The organism is Kitasatospora sp. NPDC094015 (genome assembly GCF_040304075.1).
Taxonomy (GTDB): domain Bacteria; phylum Actinomycetota; class Actinomycetes; order Streptomycetales; family Streptomycetaceae; genus Kitasatospora.
In genome coordinates this window covers 283,493-302,397 of record NZ_JBEOUL010000005.1, presented here as the reverse complement: position 1 = coordinate 302,397, position 18,905 = coordinate 283,493, and the positions used below count along the sequence as shown (strand labels likewise).

At 73.8% G+C, this 18,905-nt stretch carries 11 protein-coding genes; 4 read left to right on the top strand and 7 right to left on the bottom strand.

Going from position 1 to position 18,905, the window contains the following annotated elements:
• Positions 1-51 precede the first annotated feature (51 nt).
• Positions 52-2,022, top strand: a complete 1,971-nt coding sequence (locus ABT014_RS09280) for a DUF6596 domain-containing protein (RefSeq protein ID WP_350638046.1) — start codon at positions 52-54, stop codon at positions 2,020-2,022.
• A 352-nt stretch (positions 2,023-2,374) separates the two neighbouring features.
• Here the strand turns inward: ABT014_RS09280 and ABT014_RS09275 are convergent, their stop codons facing one another.
• From ABT014_RS09275 to ABT014_RS09260, 4 genes are all read right to left on the bottom strand, one after another.
• A complete protein-coding gene (locus ABT014_RS09275) occupies positions 2,375-2,929 on the bottom strand; it encodes an ATP-binding protein (protein WP_350638045.1) in 555 nt (184 codons plus the stop codon).
• 116 nt (positions 2,930-3,045) lie between these two features.
• Positions 3,046-4,278 carry a L,D-transpeptidase gene (locus tag ABT014_RS09270; protein WP_350638044.1) on the bottom strand — a complete coding sequence of 411 codons (1,233 nt, stop codon included), beginning with the start codon at positions 4,276-4,278 and terminating at the stop codon, positions 3,046-3,048.
• Between the two features lie 151 nt (positions 4,279-4,429).
• Positions 4,430-5,602, bottom strand: coding sequence for a L,D-transpeptidase (locus tag ABT014_RS09265; protein WP_350638043.1), 1,173 nt, complete (start codon positions 5,600-5,602; stop codon positions 4,430-4,432).
• Positions 5,603-5,879: 277 nt separating this feature from the next.
• Positions 5,880-7,097 (bottom strand): L,D-transpeptidase, encoded by a 1,218-nt coding sequence (locus tag ABT014_RS09260; RefSeq protein ID WP_350638042.1) that lies wholly within the window; start codon positions 7,095-7,097, stop codon positions 5,880-5,882.
• A 235-nt stretch (positions 7,098-7,332) separates the two neighbouring features.
• On the opposite strand from ABT014_RS09260, the gene glgX reads away from it, so the two are divergent.
• Genes glgX through ABT014_RS09245 form a run of 3 tightly spaced genes read left to right on the top strand, consistent with a single transcriptional unit; the run spans position 7,333 to position 13,377 of the window.
• Positions 7,333-9,594 (top strand): glycogen debranching protein GlgX, encoded by a 2,262-nt coding sequence (glgX, locus tag ABT014_RS09255; RefSeq protein ID WP_350638041.1) that lies wholly within the window; start codon positions 7,333-7,335, stop codon positions 9,592-9,594.
• Positions 9,595-9,637: 43 nt separating this feature from the next.
• A complete protein-coding gene (locus ABT014_RS09250) occupies positions 9,638-11,548 on the top strand; it encodes an ABC transporter ATP-binding protein (RefSeq protein WP_350638040.1) in 1,911 nt (636 codons plus the stop codon).
• Positions 11,545-13,377 (top strand): ABC transporter ATP-binding protein, encoded by a 1,833-nt coding sequence (locus ABT014_RS09245; protein WP_350638039.1) that lies wholly within the window; start codon positions 11,545-11,547, stop codon positions 13,375-13,377. Before ABT014_RS09250 ends, ABT014_RS09245 begins: the two co-directional genes overlap by 4 nt.
• Positions 13,378-13,450: 73 nt before the next feature.
• Here the strand turns inward: ABT014_RS09245 and ABT014_RS09240 are convergent, their stop codons facing one another.
• The 3 genes from ABT014_RS09240 to glgP form a co-directional block, all read right to left on the bottom strand.
• A complete protein-coding gene (locus ABT014_RS09240; RefSeq protein ID WP_350638038.1) occupies positions 13,451-14,563 on the bottom strand; it encodes an AAA family ATPase in 1,113 nt (370 codons plus the stop codon).
• Complete coding sequence (gene pnuC / locus ABT014_RS09235; protein WP_350638037.1) at positions 14,560-15,216, bottom strand: nicotinamide riboside transporter PnuC; 657 nt, start codon at positions 15,214-15,216, stop codon at positions 14,560-14,562. The genes ABT014_RS09240 and pnuC overlap by 4 nt, the downstream gene beginning before the upstream one ends.
• A gap of 76 nt (positions 15,217-15,292) precedes the next feature.
• A complete protein-coding gene (glgP, locus tag ABT014_RS09230; RefSeq protein WP_350638036.1) occupies positions 15,293-18,013 on the bottom strand; it encodes an alpha-glucan family phosphorylase in 2,721 nt (906 codons plus the stop codon).
• Positions 18,014-18,905 lie beyond the last annotated feature (892 nt).

Below are 18,905 nucleotides of genomic sequence, written 5' to 3'. Positions count from 1 at the left end.
CGCACCCGCCCCGGCTTGCACGACGGCCGCGGCGGGTGCTTGCATCGTGCGGTGCCGGAGCCCCAGGACCCCCATCGCACGGTCGACGCGGTCTGGAAGCTGGAGTCGGCCCGGATCATCGCCGCGCTCGCCCGGATCGTCCACGACGTCGGCCTCGCCGAGGAGTTGGCGCAGGACGCGCTGGTCGCCGCGCTGGAGCAGTGGCCCGTCTCGGGCGTCCCGGACAACCCCGGCGCCTGGCTGACGGCGATCGCCAAGCGCCGCGCCGTCGACCACATCCGGCGCAGCAAGCGGCTGGAGCGCAAGCAGGAGCAGCTCGCCCGGGAGCTGGAGGGGCCGCAGGGCCGCGCCGAGCCCGACCCGGACGACCTGCTGCGGTTGCTGTTCGTCTCCTGCCACCCGGTCCTGCCGGCCGAGGCCAGGGCGGCCCTGACGCTGCGCCTGCTCGGTGGCCTGACCACGGACGAGATCGCCCGCGCCTTCCTCGCCGACACCGCCGTGATCACCCGGCGGATCGCCGCGGCCAAGCGGACCCTGGCCGAGCGGCGGGTCGCCTTCGAGCTGCCGGAGGACGGCGAGCTGGCCGCCCGGCTGTCCTCGGTGCTGGAGGTCATCTACCTGATCTTCAACGAGGGGTACGCGGCCACCTCCGGGGACGACCTGATGCGGCCGGGCCTGTGCCTGGAGGCACTCCGACTAGCCCGGCTGCTGGCCGAGTTGGTGCCCTCGGAGGCCGAGGTGCACGGCCTGGCGGCGCTGCTGGAGATCCAGGCCTCCCGCTCGGCCGCCCGCACCGGCCCGGCCGGCGAACCGGTCCGGCTGGACGAGCAGAACCGCGGCCGCTGGGACCAGTTGCTGATCCGCCGCGGCTTCACCGCGATGCTGCGGGCCAGGGCGCTCGGCGGGCCGCCCGGCCCGTACCTGCTGCAGGCCGCGATCGCCGTCTGCCATGCGCAGGCGCAGCGGGCCGAGGACACCGACTGGGCGCAGATCGCCGCGCTGTACGAGGCGCTGGCCCGGCTGCTGCCGACCCCGGTGGTCCGGCTCAACCGGGCGGTGGCGGTCTCGATGGCGCGCGGGCCGCAGGCGGGGCTCGACCTGGTGGAGGAGCTGACCGCCGATCCGGCGCTGGCCGGCTACCACCTGCTGCCGAGCGTGCGGGGCGATCTGCTGCTCCGGCTCGGGCGGCTCCCGGAGGCGGAGCGGGAGCTGCGCCGGGCCGCCGCACTGACCAGGAACGCCGCCGAACGCGCCTTCCTGGCGAGCCGGGCGGACGCGATCGCGACCGGGGACAGCACGGCGGTGCTCGGCGACGCCGTCCGGGACTTCCTGGCCGGCGCCGACCTCGGGGCGGGCACGCTGCGCTCGTACGGGCAGACCCTGCACCGGCTGTGCCTGGCGCTCGGCGCGGGCCTGCCGCTCGAGGAGCTCACCGCGCAGCGGGTGGCGGGGGTGTTCGCGACCAGCTGGGGACGGACGGCCGCGCAGACCTGGAACCGGCACCGGGCGGCCGTCCGCTCGTTCGCCGACTACGCCGGCCTGGGCGACCTGACCGCCGGGGTGGCGCGCCGCGCCGCTTCCCGGCCCCGGACCCCGGCGGTCTCCGCGGACCGGCTGGACGCGCTCTGGGCCCGCACCGACCTGCCGGTGCGCGAGCTGGCGCTGTGGCACCTGCTGCACGAGTCGGGGGCCGCGATCGGCGCTGTCCTCGCCCTGAACGTGGAGGACCTCGACCTGGCGGACCGCCGCGCCCGTACCGGCGGCGCCCCGGTGAGCTGGCGATCCGGCACCGCCCGGCTGCTGCCGGAGCTGCTGGCCGGCCGGACCAGCGGCCCGCTGTTCCTCACCGACCGGCGCCCGGGCCCGGCCCGGAGGCCGGCGGCCGCCGACCTGTGCCCGCGCACCGGCCGCGGCCGGCTGTCCTACGAGCGCGCCGAGTACCTGTTCAAGCGGGCGACCAGGCCGCTCGACCCGGCCGGCGAGGGGTTCACGCTCGGCCGGCTGAAGCCCCGGGACGGGTGACGGCGCCGGCCCCTGCCTCCCTCCACCACCGAATCCACACACAAGGTGGCCAGGGCCTGAATAATCACAGGCGGGTGCGCGAATCTATTCACACACCTAAGGTGAAGTGGGTTACATACCTTCCAATCCAATTTGCTCACATGCTGAGACCGTGCGATAGTCGAACAAGTCGGGCGCCGCGTGCGCCGGACGCGATCCACGGCCTCCATGACCCGGCACGGCCGTCACCACTGCGCGGCATGCACCCCCATTGGCCTGCGCGGTGACCTGCAGGGGCCCCTGACACCACACACCACTGTGGACCGGGGGCCCCGCACTGGTTTCCGGGGCCCGGCGAGCCCCGCGGCGCGGCTCAGCCGCCGCCCACCACCCGTTCGCGGACCTTCAGTTCGAACCAGACGCCCTTGCCGCGCGGCAGCAGGTCGGCGCCCCAGCGGTCGGAGACCTCCGACACCACCCGCAGCCCGTGGCCGGTCTCGTGCAGCGGCTCGGCGGACATGATCAGGCAGGGCAGCGCCCGCGAGGAGTCCCGCACCTCGACCCGCACCCAGCCGGGCCGGCGGACCATGCGTAAGCCCACCGTGCGACCACCGGCGTGCCGCACCGCGTTGGCGACCAGCTCGCCGGTGAGCAACTCCCCGGCCTCCAACTGCTGGTGCAGACCCCAGTCGGACAGGACGGCGAGCACCACCCGCCGGGCGATGCCACCGGCGAGCGGACGGGACGGCAGCCGGGCTTCCTCGGCCGCGGTGTGGTCGCGCAGCTGCCGGTAGGCGGCCTCCTCGAGTTCCCCGGGAGTCCGCCGTTCCAGCTCCGACAGCGCCAGCACGCTGCACACCGCCAGGCCCGCATCGGCCGGCTCGGCCAAGGAATGTGATGCCTGGTCCGCTTCGCCCCATCCTGCCATGCGCCAATCATTGCGGAACGCATGCGGGCGCGTACGGACAATGACCAAACGATCACTAGTCACTTGGCATATGCCCGCCGCAACCGAACGTCCGCGCGCCAGGACCGTTCGCGGGCCTACCAGTTGGCCCAGGCGAGGTTCCAACCGCTCAGCCCGTTGTCGGCCGCGACCGACTTGCCCTTGGAGTTGACCACGGTGACGACATCGCCGATCAGCGAGGAGGTGTAGAACTTGCCCGCCCGCGAACTCGCGCTGCCGCCCTTGGCGTCGGCGAGGCCGATGCAGCCGTGGCTGGCGTTGTAGGAGCCGAACGCGCTGCTCCAGTAGTTGCCGTGGACGTAGGTGCCCGAGTCGGTCAGCCGCATCGCGTGCGGCACGTCGGAGATGTCGTACTCCTCACCGGAGCCGACCCCGGCGACGCCCTGGGAGCTCATCCGGGTGGTCTCGGCCATGTCCTCGATCACCATCGTGCCGTTCCAGGTGTCGAAGCCCGCCTTGCCGGCGGTGAACGGCACCGAGTCGACCTCCTGGCCGTCCCGCACGACGTTCATCTTGTGGGTGGCCACGTCCGCGGTGCTGATCTGCGAGCGGCCGATGGTGAACGGCTCGTCCCGGTCCACCCCGCCGTACACGCCGGGCGCCACCTCGACGCTCTTCAGCCGGTAGTGGACGTTGACCTTGGTGCCCGGCTTCCAGTACTCCGCCGGGCGGAAGTCGACCCGCTGGCTGCCGAACCAGTGGCCCTTGACCACGGTGCCGTCCGAGGTCTCGAAGGTGATCCCCTTCTCCACCGCCGCCTTGTCCTTGACCGGCCGCTCGAAGGTGAGCGAGACGATCATCCCGACGCCGTAGGTGGCGTTGTCGGAGACGTTGTCGTGCGCGCCGGCCTGCTTGGCCGGGGTGAGCGTGGAGAACGAGCTGGTGGCCGCGGTCTCGAGGCCGTTGGCGTCGGTCGCCCGGGCCGCCACCTTGTACTGGGCGGAGACCGCCAGGTTGCCGTTGGGCACCCAGCTGAGGCCGTCCGCGGCGACCGTCCCGGGCACCTCGGCGCCGTCCGGCCCGGTCACCGACACGGTGGTCAGCTTGCCGCCGGCCACACCGACCTTGAGCGCCCCGGCGGGCTTCACGTCCTTGGCGCCGTCGGCCGGCTCGATGCTCAGCGACGCGGCCGAGACGGTCGGCTTCGCCGGGGCGGGGGCGGCGGCGGGCACCGCGCCGGCCTGGGAGGGACCCGCTGCCAACCGGGCGGCACCGCTGCTGTCGCCGCCGCCCGAACCGCAGCCGGTCGCCAGCAGTACCAGGGCGCTCCCGAGCGCCCCTGCCGCCAGACCCGTGCGTATCGCCTTCACGTCGTTCTCCCGCTCTCCCCGTGGACTGTCAGCCCTATACACGTGGGGTACCCACCCCAGGTTGCGTGACCAGGGTCGAGATTCGGTCACGAACGGAGAACGGCCCGGCCGTTCCGAGGAACGACCGGGCCGCACGGGCCGTACGGGGTGGCTACCAGCTGCCCCAGGCGACGTTCCAGCCGCTCAGGCCGTTGTCCGGGGACACCTGCTTGCCCTTGGAGTTCACGATCTTGACCACGTCGCCGATCAGCGACCCCGACCAGAACTTGCCCGCGGTGGAGGCGTCGTCGCCGCCCTTGCCGTCCTGCATCGAGATGCAGCCGTGGCTGGCGTTGGACTTGCCGAAGGCGCTGCTCCAGTAGTTGCCGTGCACGTAGGTGCCGCTGTTGGTGAGCCGCATCGCGTGCGGGACGTCCGGGACGTCGTACTCGCCGCCGACCACGTTGGCGACCGTGGCGGAGTTCATCCGGGTCACCTTCTCCTTGCTGGAGACGACCATGGTGCCGTTCCACGACGGGTTGTCGTCGTTGCCGGCGGTGATCGGGATGGTCTGGGTCGAGCCGTCGCCCTTCTTGACCGACATCTGGTGGCTGGCCGCGTCCGCGGTGCTCACCTGGTAGCGGCCGATGGTGAAGGGCTCGTCCTTGTCCACGTCGCCGTAGACGCCCGGCGCCACCTCGACGCTCTTCAGCCGGTAGTGGATGGTGACCTTGGTGCCCGGCTTCCAGTACTCGGCCGGACGGAAGTCCAGCCGCTGGGTGCCGAACCAGTGACCCTTGACGGTGGTGCCGTCGGAGGCCTCGAAGGTGATGCCCTGGGTCACCGCCTCCTTGTTCTTGATCGGCTTGCTGAAGGCCACCGAGACGATCATCCCGACCCCGTAGGTGCCGTTGTCGGAGATGTTGTCGTTGGTCGCGGCGGTCTTCGCCGGGGTCAGCGTGGTGAAGGTGCTGGTCGACGCGGCCTCCAGGCCGGCGTCGTCCTTGGCCTGCGCGTTCACCTTGTAGACCATGCCGACCGCGAGCGTCTCGGTGGGCTTCCAGCTCAGGCCGTCCGCCGCGATCGCGCCGGCCACCGCCTTGCCGTTCTTGTCCGTCACCTCGACGTTGACCAGCTTGCCGCTGGCCACCGCGACCTGGAGGCCGTTCGGGGCCACGTCGGTGCTGCCGTCCTTCGGCGTGACGGTCAGCTGCGCGGTCGAGACCTTCGCGGGCGCGGCCGCGGTCGTGGACCCGCCGCCCTGCGCCCCGCCGCCGGACCCGCCGTCGGTCGAGCCCGAGCCGGAGCTGCTGCAGGCCGAGCCGAGCAGCAGGACGCCGCCCATCAGCGCCGCGACCCCGGCCTGTCGGACGGTCCGTCCGGCCGTCCCCGTGTTTCTGCGTATTGCGGCGTCGGCCGCCTGAACCGGCTTCACGTCGGTCTGCTCCCCTCCCGGTAACCCAAGCGAATACACGCGCCGCCACCCGCGCGGGTTGCACCGGGCGGCGAGTTTCTTTCGCGCTGTTCGCCGGGTAGGGACCCCGGATCGGCGCGGGTGGTCAGGATAACTGGCCCGTCCGGGTGAATCTTCGACGGGAGGCGGGTGCCGGTTCGGTGAATGATCACCCGCCGGTCAGCGCGCTCCCCGCGGTCCACTGCGGCCAGCCGAGGTTCCAGCCGTTCAGGCCGTTGTCCGGCGGCACCCGGTCGCCGGCCGCGCCGCGCACCTCGACCACGTCACCGGTGATGGTGTGCTCGAAGAACCAGCCCGCCGGGGAGTCCGCCGAGCCGCCCTTGTCGTCCGGCAGGCCGATGCAGCCGTGGCTGGTGTTGGCCGCACCGAAGATCGTCCGGGGCGACCAGTAGTTGCCGTGCACGAAGGTCCCGGAGGCGGTCAGCCGCATCGCGTGCGGCACGTCCTTGATGTCGTACTCGTCGCCCAGCCCGACCGTCTGCGAGTTCATCCGGGTGACCTGGAACTTCTCCGAGACCACCATCGCCCCCAGGTAGCTCGGGTGCTCCGGACTGCCCGCGCTGACCTTCAGCGTGCGCAGCACCTGGCCGCCCTGCCGCACGGTCATCGTCCGGGTCGCCAGGTCCACGGTGCTGACCTGGGAGCGGCCCACCGTGAAGCGCACCACCTTGGACTGGGTGCCGACGTACCCCGGCGCGCCCGGCACGTCCTTCAGCCGCAGGGTCAGCACCACCTTGGTCCCGGGCGCCCAGTACTTCTGCGGCCGGAAGTCCAGCCGCCGGGCCCCGAACCAGTGGCCGACCACCGGCACCGGCGGGTCCGCGGTCACCGTCACCGCCCGCTCCACCGCCGCCCGCTCGGTGATCGCCCGGGTGAAGCGCAGCGAGACCGGCATGCCGACCCCGACCGTCGAGCCGTTCTCGGGGGTGAAGAAGGCCACGAAGCTCCGGGCGGGCGTACGGGTGGCGAAGGCGACGTGCTGGGCGGACGCCAGCCCGGCGGCGTCCTCGGCGACCGCGTCCAGGGTGTACGGGGTGGCCGGCGCGAGCCGGCCCTGCGGGCTCCAGCTGCGGCCGTCGGCGCTGATCCGCCCCGGCACCTCGGTGCCCTCGTCGTCGGCCAGCCGGACGCTGCGCAGCCGCCCGTCGGTGACGCTCACCCGCACCGGGCCCTCGGCCGGCACCTCCTGGGCGCCGTCGCCCGGCGTCACCGCCAGCTGGGCCCGCGAGACCGGTGGCGCGCCGCCGGCCCCGGTGGCACCGGCGCCGTCGCCGGACGGCCGGGCCACCGGCCCGCCGCACGCGGCCAGCAGGCACAGCCCGAGGGCGGCCGCCCGGCGCGCCCAGCCCCTTGTTCCGGGATGCATCCCGGCCCTCCCCTGATCCGCTGTCCGGCCGCGACCGGCCGACAGCGGGCATAACGACGGCATCGGGACGGGGACACGTGGGAACGATCTCCCCCGACGGGCCGCACGGAAGGGCTCACAGCGGGACACAATCGGTCACGTTCCGTCACGAGGCGCTCCGCCACGTGACTGGGGCATCCGATCAGGGAACAAGAGGAGAGCGGGGAAGGGACCCCCGCGCTGGGAGGGTGCGGCGATGACGGCGTGGCAGGAGCTGGACACGGGGACGAGCCCGGGCGCACCGCGCCCGGTGGCCGACCGGCCGAACGGCACGGCGCCCCACCCGGCCCCGCCCGACCCCTGGCCGGGCAGCTGGCAGCCGCTCGGCGCCCGGTTCCGCACCGACCTGGAGGGCGGCCGGGGCACCAACTTCGCGCTCTGGGCGCCCGCCGCCGAGGCCGTCGACCTCTGCCTGTTCGACGAGCAGGGCCGGGAGAGCAGACACCGGCTGGCCGAGCAGACCTTCCAGACCTGGCACGGCTACCTCCCCGGCGTCCTGCCCGGCACCCGCTACGGGTACCGCGTGCACGGCCGCTGGGACCCGTGGACCGGCGCCCGGTGGAACCCGGCCAAGCTGCTGCTCGACCCGTACGCCCGGGCCGTGGACGGCGACTACACCGCCCACGACGCCACCTGCGCCGCCGTGCGCAACTGGCCCGAGCGCGAGGTCGCCGACACCGTCCGGGACAACCGCGACTCGGCCCCGTACGTGCCCCGCGGCGTGGTGGTGCACGACGACGACGACTGGTACGACGACCACCGGCCCAAGACGCCGTGGGCCGAGACCGTCCTGTACGAGCTGCACGTGCGCGGCTTCACCATGCGCCACCCGGAGATCCCGCCGGAGCTGCGCGGCACCTACGCCGGGCTGGCGCACCCGGCCGCGATCGCCCACCTGACCGCGCTCGGCGTCACCGCCGTGGAGCTGCTGCCGGTCCACCACCACGTCAGCGAGGACCACCTCCAGCAGCGCGGCCTGGTCAACTACTGGGGCTACAACTCGCTCGGCTACTTCGCCCCGCACGCCGGGTACTCCTCCGCCGGCAGCCGCGGCCAGCAGGTCGGCGAGTTCAAGCGGATGGTGCGCGCCCTGCACGCGGCCGGCATCGAGGTGATCCTCGACGTGGTCTACAACCACACCGCCGAGAGCGGCACCATGGGCCCGGCGCTGTCGCTGCGCGGCATCGACAACGGCGGCTACTACCGGCTGGACCGCAGCCGCCGCGGCTACGCCGACTACACCGGCTGCGGCAACACCCTCGACACCCGGCAGCCGCACACCGTCCGGCTGATCACCGACTCGCTGCGCTACTGGGTCACCGAGATGGGCGTCGACGGCTTCCGGTTCGACCTCGCCTCCGCGCTCACCCGGGGCAGCGACGGGGTCGAGATGCACCACCCGTTCCTCGGCGCGGTCTCGCAGGACCCGCTGCTCAGCCGGGTCAAGCTGATCGCCGAGCCCTGGGACGTCGGCGCCGGCGGCTACCAGGTCGGCGGCTTCCCGCCGCTGTGGGCCGAGTGGAACGACAAGTACCGGGACACCGTGCGGGACTTCTGGCGCGGCGCCCGGCCGGACGTCCGCGAGCTCGGCTACCGGCTCTCCGGCTCCTCCGACCTCTACCAGCGCGGCGGCCGCCGCCCGTACGCCTCGGTCAACTTCGTCACCGCCCACGACGGCTTCACCCTGCGCGACCTGGTCTCCTACAACCAGAAGCACAACGAGGCCAACGGCGAGGGCAACCGGGACGGCACCGAGGACAACCGGTCCTGGAACTGCGGCGCCGAGGGCGAGAGCACCGACCCCGAGGTGCTGGCCCTGCGCGGGCGCCAGCTGCGCAACCTGCTGACCACCCTGCTGCTGTCCACCGGCGTCCCGATGCTCACCGCCGGCGACGAGCTCGGCCGCACCCAGGGCGGCAACAACAACGCCTACTGCCAGGACGACGCGACCAGCTGGCTGGACTGGTCGCTGCTGGAGCAGCCCGAATGGCGCTCGCTGGCCGAGCTGACCGGCCGGCTGATCGGGCTGCGCCGCCGGCACCCGGTGCTGCGCCAGCGGGCGTTCTTCTCCGGCCGGGCGGCGGTGCCCGGCGGCCAGCGGGACCTGGCCTGGTTCACCGGCGCCGGCCGGGAGATGACCGAGGCCGACTGGTTCACGCCGACCGCCGCGCTCGGGATGCTGCTGTCCGGCTCCGCGATGTCCGAGCGCGACCAGCACGGCTGCCCGATGCGCGACGACAGCTTCCTGCTGCTGCTCAACGCCGGCCCGCAGGCGGTCGCCTTCACCCTCCCGGGCGAGCCCTGGGCGAGCGCCTACCGGACGGAGGTGGACACCGCCCGGGACGACCTGCCGGACGAGCCGCACCCCGCGCTGACGGCCGTCACGCTGGCCGGGCGCTCCTGCCGGCTGCTGCGGGCGGTGGACGACCTTGGCCGGTTCCCGCCGACAGGGGCGTAAAACCGGATGAGAAATGTCAGGGTCACGGCCTACCCTCTCCGCGATGGCCGAGAACGAGCAGTGCGCGCAGACCACCGACGACCCTGACGAACCGTCGGTGAGCAGACCCGACCCCGCCGCGGGGCCGCCGCCGCACCGGTCGACGGCGCGGTCCTTGCTGCGCCTGTGGCCGTACGCCCGCCCGGCCCGCTGGCAGCTGGCCGGTGCGGTGGCCGCGGCCCTGGTCGCCTCGGTCAGCGTGCTGGGCGTCCCGATCGTGCTGCGCCGGATCGTCGACGGGCCGATCGCCCACCGCGAACTGGCCGGGCTGTGGGCGCCGGCCGGCGTGCTGCTGCTGCTCGGGCTGGTCGAGGCGGGCCTGTTCGGGGTCCGCCGGGTGATCGTGGCCCGGCCGCTGGCCCGGGTGGAGACCGCGATGCGCGGCGACCTCTACGCCCGGCTGCAGCGGCTGCCGGTCTCCTTCCACGACCGGTGGTCCTCCGGCCAGCTGCTCTCCCGGGCCACCTCCGACATGTTCACCATGCGGCTGTTCCTCGCCTTCCCGCTGGTCTTCCTGATCGTCAACACCATGGTCTTCCTGACCGGCACGGTGCTGATGTTCACGCTGAGCTGGCAGCTGGCCCTGATCACCCTGGTGCCCGCGGTGCCGCTGATGGTGCTCACCCGGTACTTCGAGAGCCGGTACGCGGCCGCCGCCCGGCTCGCCCAGGACCAGAACGGCGACCTGGCCACCGTGGTCGAGGAGTCCATCCTCGGCATCCGCATCCTCAAGGCCTTCGGCCGCCACCGCGCGATGGCCGAGGACTTCACCGGGCACAGCCGGCGGCTGCGCACCACCGAGCTGCGCAAGGCCGACCTGCTGGCCAACCTGTGGGCCGTCATCGTCGGCCTGCCCGAGCTGGCGCTCGGCTGCGCGCTCGCGGTCGGCGCCGTCCAGGTCGCCCACGACGACCTGTCGGCCGGCACCCTGGTCGCCTTCCTGTCCACCGCCCTCGCGCTGCGCTGGCCGGTGGAGTCGCTCGGCTGGCTGCTCGCGTACGCCAACGAGGCGGCCACCGCCACCGACCGCTACTTCGAGGTGATGGACGAGCCGGTGCCGGCCGAGCACCCCTCGGGCCTGGCCCCCGCCGCCGACCGGGGCATCCGGTTCACCGGCGTCCGGTTCCGCTACCCCGACGCCCCCGCCGACACCCCCGACCTGCTGGCCGGCGTCGACCTGCACGTGCGCCAGGGCGAGACGCTCGCCCTGGTCGGCGCCACCGGCAGCGGCAAGACCACCCTCACCGCCCTGCTCCCCCGGCTGTACGAGACCACCGGCGGCTCGATCACCCTGGACGGCCGGGACGTCCGGGACATCCCCCGCGAGCAGCTGCGCCGGCTGGTCTCGGTCGCCTTCGAGGAGCCGACGCTGTTCTCCGCCTCGGTCCGCGACAACGTCCTGATGGGCGCCCCCGGAGCCGGCTCCGGGCAGCTCGCCGGCGCGCTCGCCACCGCCCAGGCGAGCTTCGTCGACCGGCTGCCGGACGGCGCCGACACCCAGGTCGGCGAGCAGGGCCTCAGCCTGTCCGGCGGCCAGCGCCAGCGGCTCGCACTGGCCCGGGCCGTGGTCGGCGACCCGGCCTTCCTGGTCCTGGACGACCCGCTCTCGGCGCTGGACGTGCACACCGAGGCGCTGGTCGAGCGGGCGCTGCGCGAGGTGCTCGCCGGCACCACCGCGCTGGTGGTCGCCCACCGCCCGAGCACCGTGCTGCTGGCCGACCGGGTCGCCCTGCTCGCCGACGGGCGGATCATCGCCGTCGGCACCCACCAGGAGCTGCTCAAGAGCTCCCCCGCCTACCGCGAGCTGATGTCCGGCGCGGCCGCCTCGGGGCTCGAAGCGCCGGAGCCCGCAGCCCCGGAGTCCGCAGCCCCGGCGCTCGACGCCTCGGAGCTCGAAGGGAGTGCCCGCCGATGACCACCACCCTGGAGCCGACCGAGGAGCTGGAGGAGCTCCCGCCGCCGGAGGCGGCCGACGAGGAGGACATCCCCGTCCCGCCCGGCGCCGCCCGCGCCCTGCTCGGCGCGCTGCTCGGCCCGCGCCGCCGGCGGATCGTGCTGGCCATGCTGGTGATCCTGATCCAGCAGGCCGCCCTGCAGAGCGGCCCGCTGCTGGTGGCGCTCGCGATGGACCGCGGCATCCCGGCGCTGCGGGACCACGACGCCGGGCCGCTGATCGCGGTCATCAGCGCGTACCTGGGCTGCGCGCTGCTCTCCACCTACCTGCAGCGGCTGTTCATCCGGTACAGCGCGCGGATCAACCAGGACGTCCTGCTGGACCTGCGCGGCCGGATCTTCCGGCACGCCCAGCGGCTCAGCCTGGACTTCCACGAGCGCTACACCTCGGGCCGGATCATCTCCCGGGCCACCAGCGACGTGGACGCGCTGCGCGAGCTGCTGAACGAGGGCCTGCAGGAGCTGCTCTCGGTCGCGCTCTCGGTGAGCTTCATCTCGGTGGTGCTGGTGGTGATGGACTGGCGCCTGGGCCTGGCCGCGCTGGCGTCCTTCCTGCCGATGTACCTGATCGTCCGCTCCTTCCGGCGGCGCTCGCTGCGGGTCTACCGGCGCTCCCGGACCGCCGTCGCCTCGGTGATCGTCAAGTTCACCGAGACCATGAACGGCATCCGCCCGGTGCAGGCCTTCCGCCGCGAGGAGGCCAACGACGAGGCCTTCGGCACCGTCAACCGGCAGTCCGCCGCGGCCACCGCCGACGGCCTGCTGGAGATGGCCCGCTACGTCGGCTTCTCCCGGGCCACCGCCAACACCTGGATCACCGGCGTGGTGGTGTTCGGCGCCTACCTGGTCACCGAGGGCGGCCTGGAGCTGGGCGTGCTGACCGCCTTCGTGCTCTACCTGCGCCGGCTCTACGACCCGATCGACCAGCTGGCGATGTTCCTGAACAGCTACCAGTCGGCCGCCGCCGCCCTGGAGAAGATGGCCGGGCTGCTGGCCCACGAGCCGTCGGTCGCCGAGCCCGCCGCCCCGGTGAGCCTGCCCGCGGCGACCGCCGAGGGCCGCGAGGTCGCCTTCCGCGGGGTCCGGTTCGCCTACCGCACCGGCAAGGAGGTGCTGCCGGTCTTCGACCTGGTGCTGCCCGCCGGGCGGACCACGGCCGTGGTCGGCGCCACCGGCGCGGGCAAGTCGACGCTGGCCAAGCTGCTGGCCCGGTTCTACGACCCGACCGACGGCCGGATCACCCTGGACGGCACCGACCTGCGCGAGCTGGCCACCGCGGAGCTGCGGCGCAACGTGGTGATGGTGACCCAGGAGTCCTTCCTGTTCTCCGGCACGGTCGCCGAGAACATCGCGGTCGGCCGCCCGGACGCCACCCGCGCCGAGATCGAGGATGCCGCCCGGGCGATCGGGGCGCACGGGTTCATCGCCGCCCTGCCGGACGGCTACGACACCGACGTGCGCAAGCGCGGCGGCCGCATCTCGGCCGGTCAGCGCCAGCTGGTCGCCTTCGCCCGGGCGCTGCTGGCCGACCCGGCGGTGCTGATCCTGGACGAGGCGACCAGCTCGCTGGACGTGCCCGGCGAGCAGGCGGTGCAGCGCGCGATGCGGACGGTACTGGCCGGCCGCACCGCCGTGATCATCGCGCACCGGCTGTCCACGGTGGAGATCGCCGACCGCGTCCTGGTGATGGAGCAGGGCCGGATCGTCGAGGACGGCACCCCCGCCGACCTGATCACCGACCGCGGCCGCTTCGCCGACCTCCACCGCACCTGGCAGGACAGCCTGGTCTGACCCCGCCCGGTTCCCCGCGCCACTCCCGAGGGCCAGCACCTCCAGGGGCGCGGGGAACTGCGGCTCCGGCCCCTCACCCCGGCGGCGCAGCCATCCGCATCCCCTCCGCCAGCATCCGGTCCACCGCCCCCAGCGCCGCCCGCAACCGCTCCTGCCGGTCACCGCTCAGTTCCAGCCACGGTGTGCGCCCCGCCGCCAGCACCTCGCGGAAGCGCCCGGTCATCCACGGCCGCAGGTGCTCCCCGTCGCGCAGCCCGTCGTCGTGGAACGGCACCCCCTCGTCCGTGGTCAGCAGGTAGAGCGCCCGCGGCGGGATCCCGGCCGCCAGCTGTCGTACCGGCTCGGTGACCGCCCCCCGGTAGCGCTCCTGCCAGACGGTGGTGGCGAGCGCGTCGGTGTCGCAGACCAGCACCGGCCCGCCGGCCCGCGCGGCCCGCTCCTCCGCCCCGTTCTGCCGCCGGCAGACCAGCTCGAAGTCGGCGTCGTCCCAAGCGAGGTCGAACACGGTGGGCACCGGCTCCCCGGGCCCGGCGGTCGCCCTGGCCACCGCCAGCTTGGCCGCCGTCAGCTCCCGCCCGTACTCGGCCACCCAGCCGGTCGCGGCGTGCGGGCCGCCCCGGGCCCGCAGCGCCGCGGCGAGGTCCCGGGAGAGCGTGGTGGTGCCGGTGGACTCGGCGCCCAGCACCACCACCCGCCGGGCGAACCAGGCCCGCACCGGCGGCTCCAGCTCCGTCCAGTACCCGGCCGGATCGGCCCGTACCGCGGTGCCGGAGACCGGGAAGGTCTCCCGACCCCGGTCCAGCACCACCGCCGCCGCCCCGAACCGCCGGGCCAGCTCCACCCCGTACGGCTCGGAGCTGAACACCGCCGTCACCGGACCGGCGGGCGGTGCCTGGGCCAGGCCCACCCGCATCAGTTGGACCTGCGCCGCCCAGACCTCGTCGCTGTCGTAGTCGACCGGCAGGTTGTCCACCATGCCGGTCACCCGGACGTGCGGCTCGTCGGCCCAGGCCTCGGCCACCCAGGCGACCCGGTCGGCCAGCGGGACGGACTCCAGGTCGGCGGCCATCACCACGACAGTGACCAGCTCGCAGGCGTCGGCGGCGGCGCGGATCAGGAAGTGGTGGCCGGCGTGCGGCGGGTAGAACTTGCCGATCACCAGGCCGTGGCCGAAGCGGGCGCTCATGCCGCCACCGCCGGCAGTCGCGGGGCGGCCAGGTCGCGGCGCCAGGCCCGCAGGCCCAGCCCGCACATGCCCAGGAAGAGCAGGTAGACCAGCGCGGTGAGGTCCAGCGAGCGGCTCAGGTAGAGCGGCACGTAGACCAGGTCGGCGGCGATCCAGAAGTACCAGGTCTCCACCCGCCGGGTGTTGAGCAGCCACTGCGCCGCCAGCGAGAGGGCGGTGGTGAGGGCGTCCCAGAACGGCGCGCTGTCGCCGGCCCGGGTGAGCAGCACGGTGAGTCCCCAGGTGGCCGGCGCCAGCAGCGCGAGGAGGGTGAGGACCGTCCGGGCGCCGGCCCGCTCGAACGCCGGGGCCTCCGCTCCCCGCCGGCCGCCGCGCAGCCACCGCCACCAGCCGTGCACGCCGAGTGCCAGGAAGACCAGTTGCAGCGCGGCGTCGGCGTACAGCCGGGCGCCGGCGAAGAGCACCAGGAAGAACAGGTTGTTGGCGATGCCGACCGGGAAGTTCCAGATCCTCGCCCGGACGGTGAGCCAGACGCTCGCCGCGCCGGTGGCGAAGCCGAGCAGCTCGGCCCAGGTCACCTCGTCCTGCCCCACGTGGCCGAGCACGGTGGTGAGCGGCGCGGTGAGTTCGCTCAGGTAGTCGCTGATGGGCACGGTCCCTCCGCGGTCATTACGTCAGAGTGACGATAATGACCGCGGAGGGACCGCGCAACCATGATTCAGCCGGAGGTCACCGCAGGATGCCCGCGTCCATCCCGGCCGCCTCGGCCGGGAAGGCGATCAGCCCGAGTTCGGCCGGCGAGGCCAGCCGCGGGTGGGCCGGCAGCACCCGGACGGTGTAGCCGAACGGCCCCGTGCGGGACAGCTCCAGCGAGCCCTCGTACCGGCGCCGGCCGTCCAGGTCCGGGCCGCCGGTCGGCTTGAGGGCGAGCGCGACCGCGTCGGAGATGCCGTCGCTCTCGTCCACCTTGCCGGAGACCACCTGCACCTCGACGTCGGTGGGCTGGAGCGCGCCGAGCGAGACCTGCACCCGCAGCGCCAGCGTGCTGCCGAGCTCCTGGGCCTCGTCCGGCCCGTCGGCCTCGACGTGCTCGACCCGGACGGCCGGCCAGGCCTGCCGCACCCGCGCCTTCCACTCGGCGAGCTCCCGTGCGCCGGGGTAGGACGGCCCGTCGGGCTCGGCCACCGCCAGCTCGCGCTGCGCGTCGGCCGCCGGGGCGTACAGCCGCTCGACGTACTCGCGGACCATCCGGCCGGCCAGCACCTTGGGGCCGAGGGTGACCAGGGTGTGCCGGACCATCGAGATCCAGCGGTGCGGCAGCCCGTCCTCGCCCCGGTCGTAGAACCGGGCCGCGACCTGGTGCTCGATCAGGTCGTAGAGCGCGGCGGCCTCGATGTCGTCGCGCTTCTCCGCCTCGGCGCTCTCCGGGTCGAGCCGGCCCATCCCCGAGCTGTCGGCGGTGGGGATCGCCCAGCCGTTCTGCCCGTCGTACCACTCGTCCCACCAGCCGTCCAGGATGGACAGGTTGAGGCAGCCGTTCAGGGCCGCCTTCATCCCGGAGGTGCCACAGGCCTCCAGCGGGCGCAGCGGGTTGTTCAGCCAGACGTCGCACCCCGGGTAGAGGTGGGTGGCCATCGCCATGTCGTAGTCCGGCAGGAAGACGATCCGGTGCCGCACCGCCGGGTCGTCGGCGAACGCGACCAGCTGCTGGATCAGGCGCTTGCCGCCGTCGTCCGCCGGGTGCGCCTTGCCGGCCACCACGATCTGCACCGGCCTGGTCGGGTGCAGCAGCAGCGACCGCAGCCGCTGCTGGTCCCGCAGCATCAGGGTCAGCCGCTTGTACGAGGGGACCCGCCGGGCGAAGCCGATGGTGAGCACGTCCGCGTCGAGCGCGCCGGCCACCCAGCCGAGCTCGGCCTCGCCGGCGCCGCGCTGGCGCCAGGACGCCCGCACCCGGCTCCGGGCCTCCTCCACCAGCTGGGCGCGCAGGCTGCGGCGGAGCTCCCAGATCTCGGCGTTGCCGATCCGCTCCAGGCCCGTCCAGCGCTTCTCCTCGCCGACGGCCATCGCGTCCTCGGCCCGCTGCAGGCCGATCTCGCCGGCGCCGAGCCGGACCACCGCGGGGTCGATCCAGGTCGGCGCGTGCACGCCGTTGGTGACCGAGGTGATCGGCACCTCGGCGGCGTCGAAGCCCGGCCACAGACCGTTGAACATGGCCCGGCTGACCTCGCCGTGCAGGGTGGAGACGCCGTTGGCCCGCTGGGCCAGCCGCAACCCCATGGCCGCCATGTTGAACAGCTTGGGGTCGCCGTCGGCCCAGGTCTCGGCGCCGAGCGCGAGCACCTGCTCGACCGGCACCCCGGCCAGCGCGGCGTCCCCGCTGAAGTGCCGGGCGACCAGGTCCCGGTCGAAGCGGTCGATGCCCGCCGGGACGGGGGTGTGGGTGGTGAACAGGGTGCCGGCCCGGACCGCCTCCAGGGCGGCGGGGAAGTCCAGCTCGGGCCGGTCGACGGGGGCGTCCTCGGCCGGCTTCTCGCCGGCGCCGACCAGCTCGCGGATCCGCTCCAGGCCGAGGAAGCCGGCGTGCCCCTCGTTGGTGTGGAACACCTCGGGGGCGGCGTGGCCGGTGAGCCGGCAGTAGCTGCGCACGGCACGGACGCCGCCGATGCCCAGCAGTATTTCCTGCATCAGCCGGTGCTCGCTGCCGCCGCCGTAGAGCCGGTCGGTGACGTTGCGCTCGGCCGGGCCGTTGGGCTCGATGTCGGAGTCGAGCAGCAGCAGCGGGACGCGCCCCACCTGGGCCTTCCAGATGTGCGCGGCCAGGCTGCGGCCGGCCGGCAGGGCCAGGTCGACCCGGCAGGGGGTGCCGTCCGGTTCCCGGAGCAGGCTGACGGCCAGCTCGTCCGGGTCGAGCAGCGGGTAGCGCTCCTGCTGCCAGCCGTCCCGGGACAGCGACTGGCGGAAGTAGCCGTGCCGGTAGAACAGCCCGACGCCGATGATCGGCACGCCCAGGTCGCTGGCGGCCTTGAGGTGGTCGCCGGCCAGGATGCCGAGCCCGCCGGAGTACTGCGGCAGGGCGGCGGCGATGCCGTACTCGGGCGAGAAATAGGCGATGGCGGCCGGCAGCGGGCCGGAGCCGTCGCCCGGTGGCAGGGCGGACTGGTACCAGCGCGGGCCGGTCAGGTAGTCGCGGAGATCGTCCGCGAGGTCGCCGAGCCGGCGCAGGAAGCGCCGGTCGGCGGCGAGTGCGGACAGCCGGGCCGCCGGCACCTCGCCGAGCAGCCGGACCGGGTCCTCCCCGACGGCGGCCCAGATCTCCGGGTCGACCGAGCGGAACAGCTCCCTGGTCTCGGGATGCCAGGACCAGCGCAGGTTGAGCGCCAGTTCGTGCAGCGGCTGGAGTTGCTCGGGCAGGACAGTGCGGACGCTGAATCTGCGGATTGCCTTCACGACCTGAAGCGTAGACCCCGAGGCGCGCCTGAAGGAGCGTCAACTACCGTATTGCGCACCCGTTCGGACCATTGGTGAGATCGCATCGGGCGCACTCCGGCAGACGGGGGGCGCAGGGGGCGCACGACCGGCAGAGGGCGCGCCCTGGGCGCGTAAACACTTGGGAACAGCTGCATGTCCGCTGTCTGATTTGCCCCCGTTCATCGTCCGAAACCGCATGCATACCGTCTCCTAGGACTTGCCGGTGGTGCGAGGATGCACAAAGGTCGTTGGTGCCGCGGGGAGTGCGAGCCGGTTGGCGCGCCCCGCTGTTCCAGGTCCGGAATGCCTCGTCGGCGAACCGTCATCCTCACCCTCCTTCCTTAGCCCGTTCGGCCCTCAACTGCGGGCTCAGCGCGTGTCCTCGCCCCTGCTCCGCTCGTTTCCGGTTGGGTTGGGTCACCTCGGGGCGTATCCCGAGTGGCGCGCGCCGGGACGCGCGCGGCCGCTCGGGCGCGGGCCGCGGTCGCGGGCCGGTGGGCAGGTTGCCGGGCGCGTCGGTGCGGGCAGGCTTCCGGTCGCACGTCCTTCCTCAGCCAGCAGTTCCCCCGGCACTCCCCGGCCACCGGCCCGCGGGAGCCGCCGCCGATCTCGGGCAGGAGTTTGGCATGCACGGCGACACGCGGGACCAGTCCATCTCGCCGTCGGGCGCACCCGACACACCGTCAACCACGGAGCCACCCTTGCCCGCCCCGCGCGGCGGCGACCCGGGCGCGGCGCCCGCCGCCGACACCCCGGCCCGCCGGGCGACGCGCCGCACGGCGGCCGCGGCGTCGGCCCCCGTCCGGCCGGTCACCGCCCGCACCGCCCCGGCCGGGGCGAGCACCGCGAAGGCCACCACGAAGAAGACCAC

Bases quoted from the DNA above. Each gene is read 5' to 3' on its own strand.
- ABT014_RS09240 (WP_350638038.1), bottom strand. From the start codon at position 14,563: ATGAGCGCCCGCTTCGGCCACGGCCTGGTGATCGGCAAGTTCTACCCG.
- ABT014_RS09250 (WP_350638040.1), top strand. From the start codon at position 9,638: ATGGCCGAGAACGAGCAGTGCGCGCAGACCACCGACGACCCTGACGAA.
- glgX (WP_350638041.1), top strand. From the start codon at position 7,333: ATGACGGCGTGGCAGGAGCTGGACACGGGGACGAGCCCGGGCGCACCG.
- ABT014_RS09275 (WP_350638045.1), bottom strand. From the start codon at position 2,929: ATGGCAGGATGGGGCGAAGCGGACCAGGCATCACATTCCTTGGCCGAG.
- ABT014_RS09265 (WP_350638043.1), bottom strand. From the start codon at position 5,602: ATGGGCGGCGTCCTGCTGCTCGGCTCGGCCTGCAGCAGCTCCGGCTCG.
- ABT014_RS09245 (WP_350638039.1), top strand. From the start codon at position 11,545: ATGACCACCACCCTGGAGCCGACCGAGGAGCTGGAGGAGCTCCCGCCG.
- ABT014_RS09260 (WP_350638042.1), bottom strand. From the start codon at position 7,097: ATGCATCCCGGAACAAGGGGCTGGGCGCGCCGGGCGGCCGCCCTCGGG.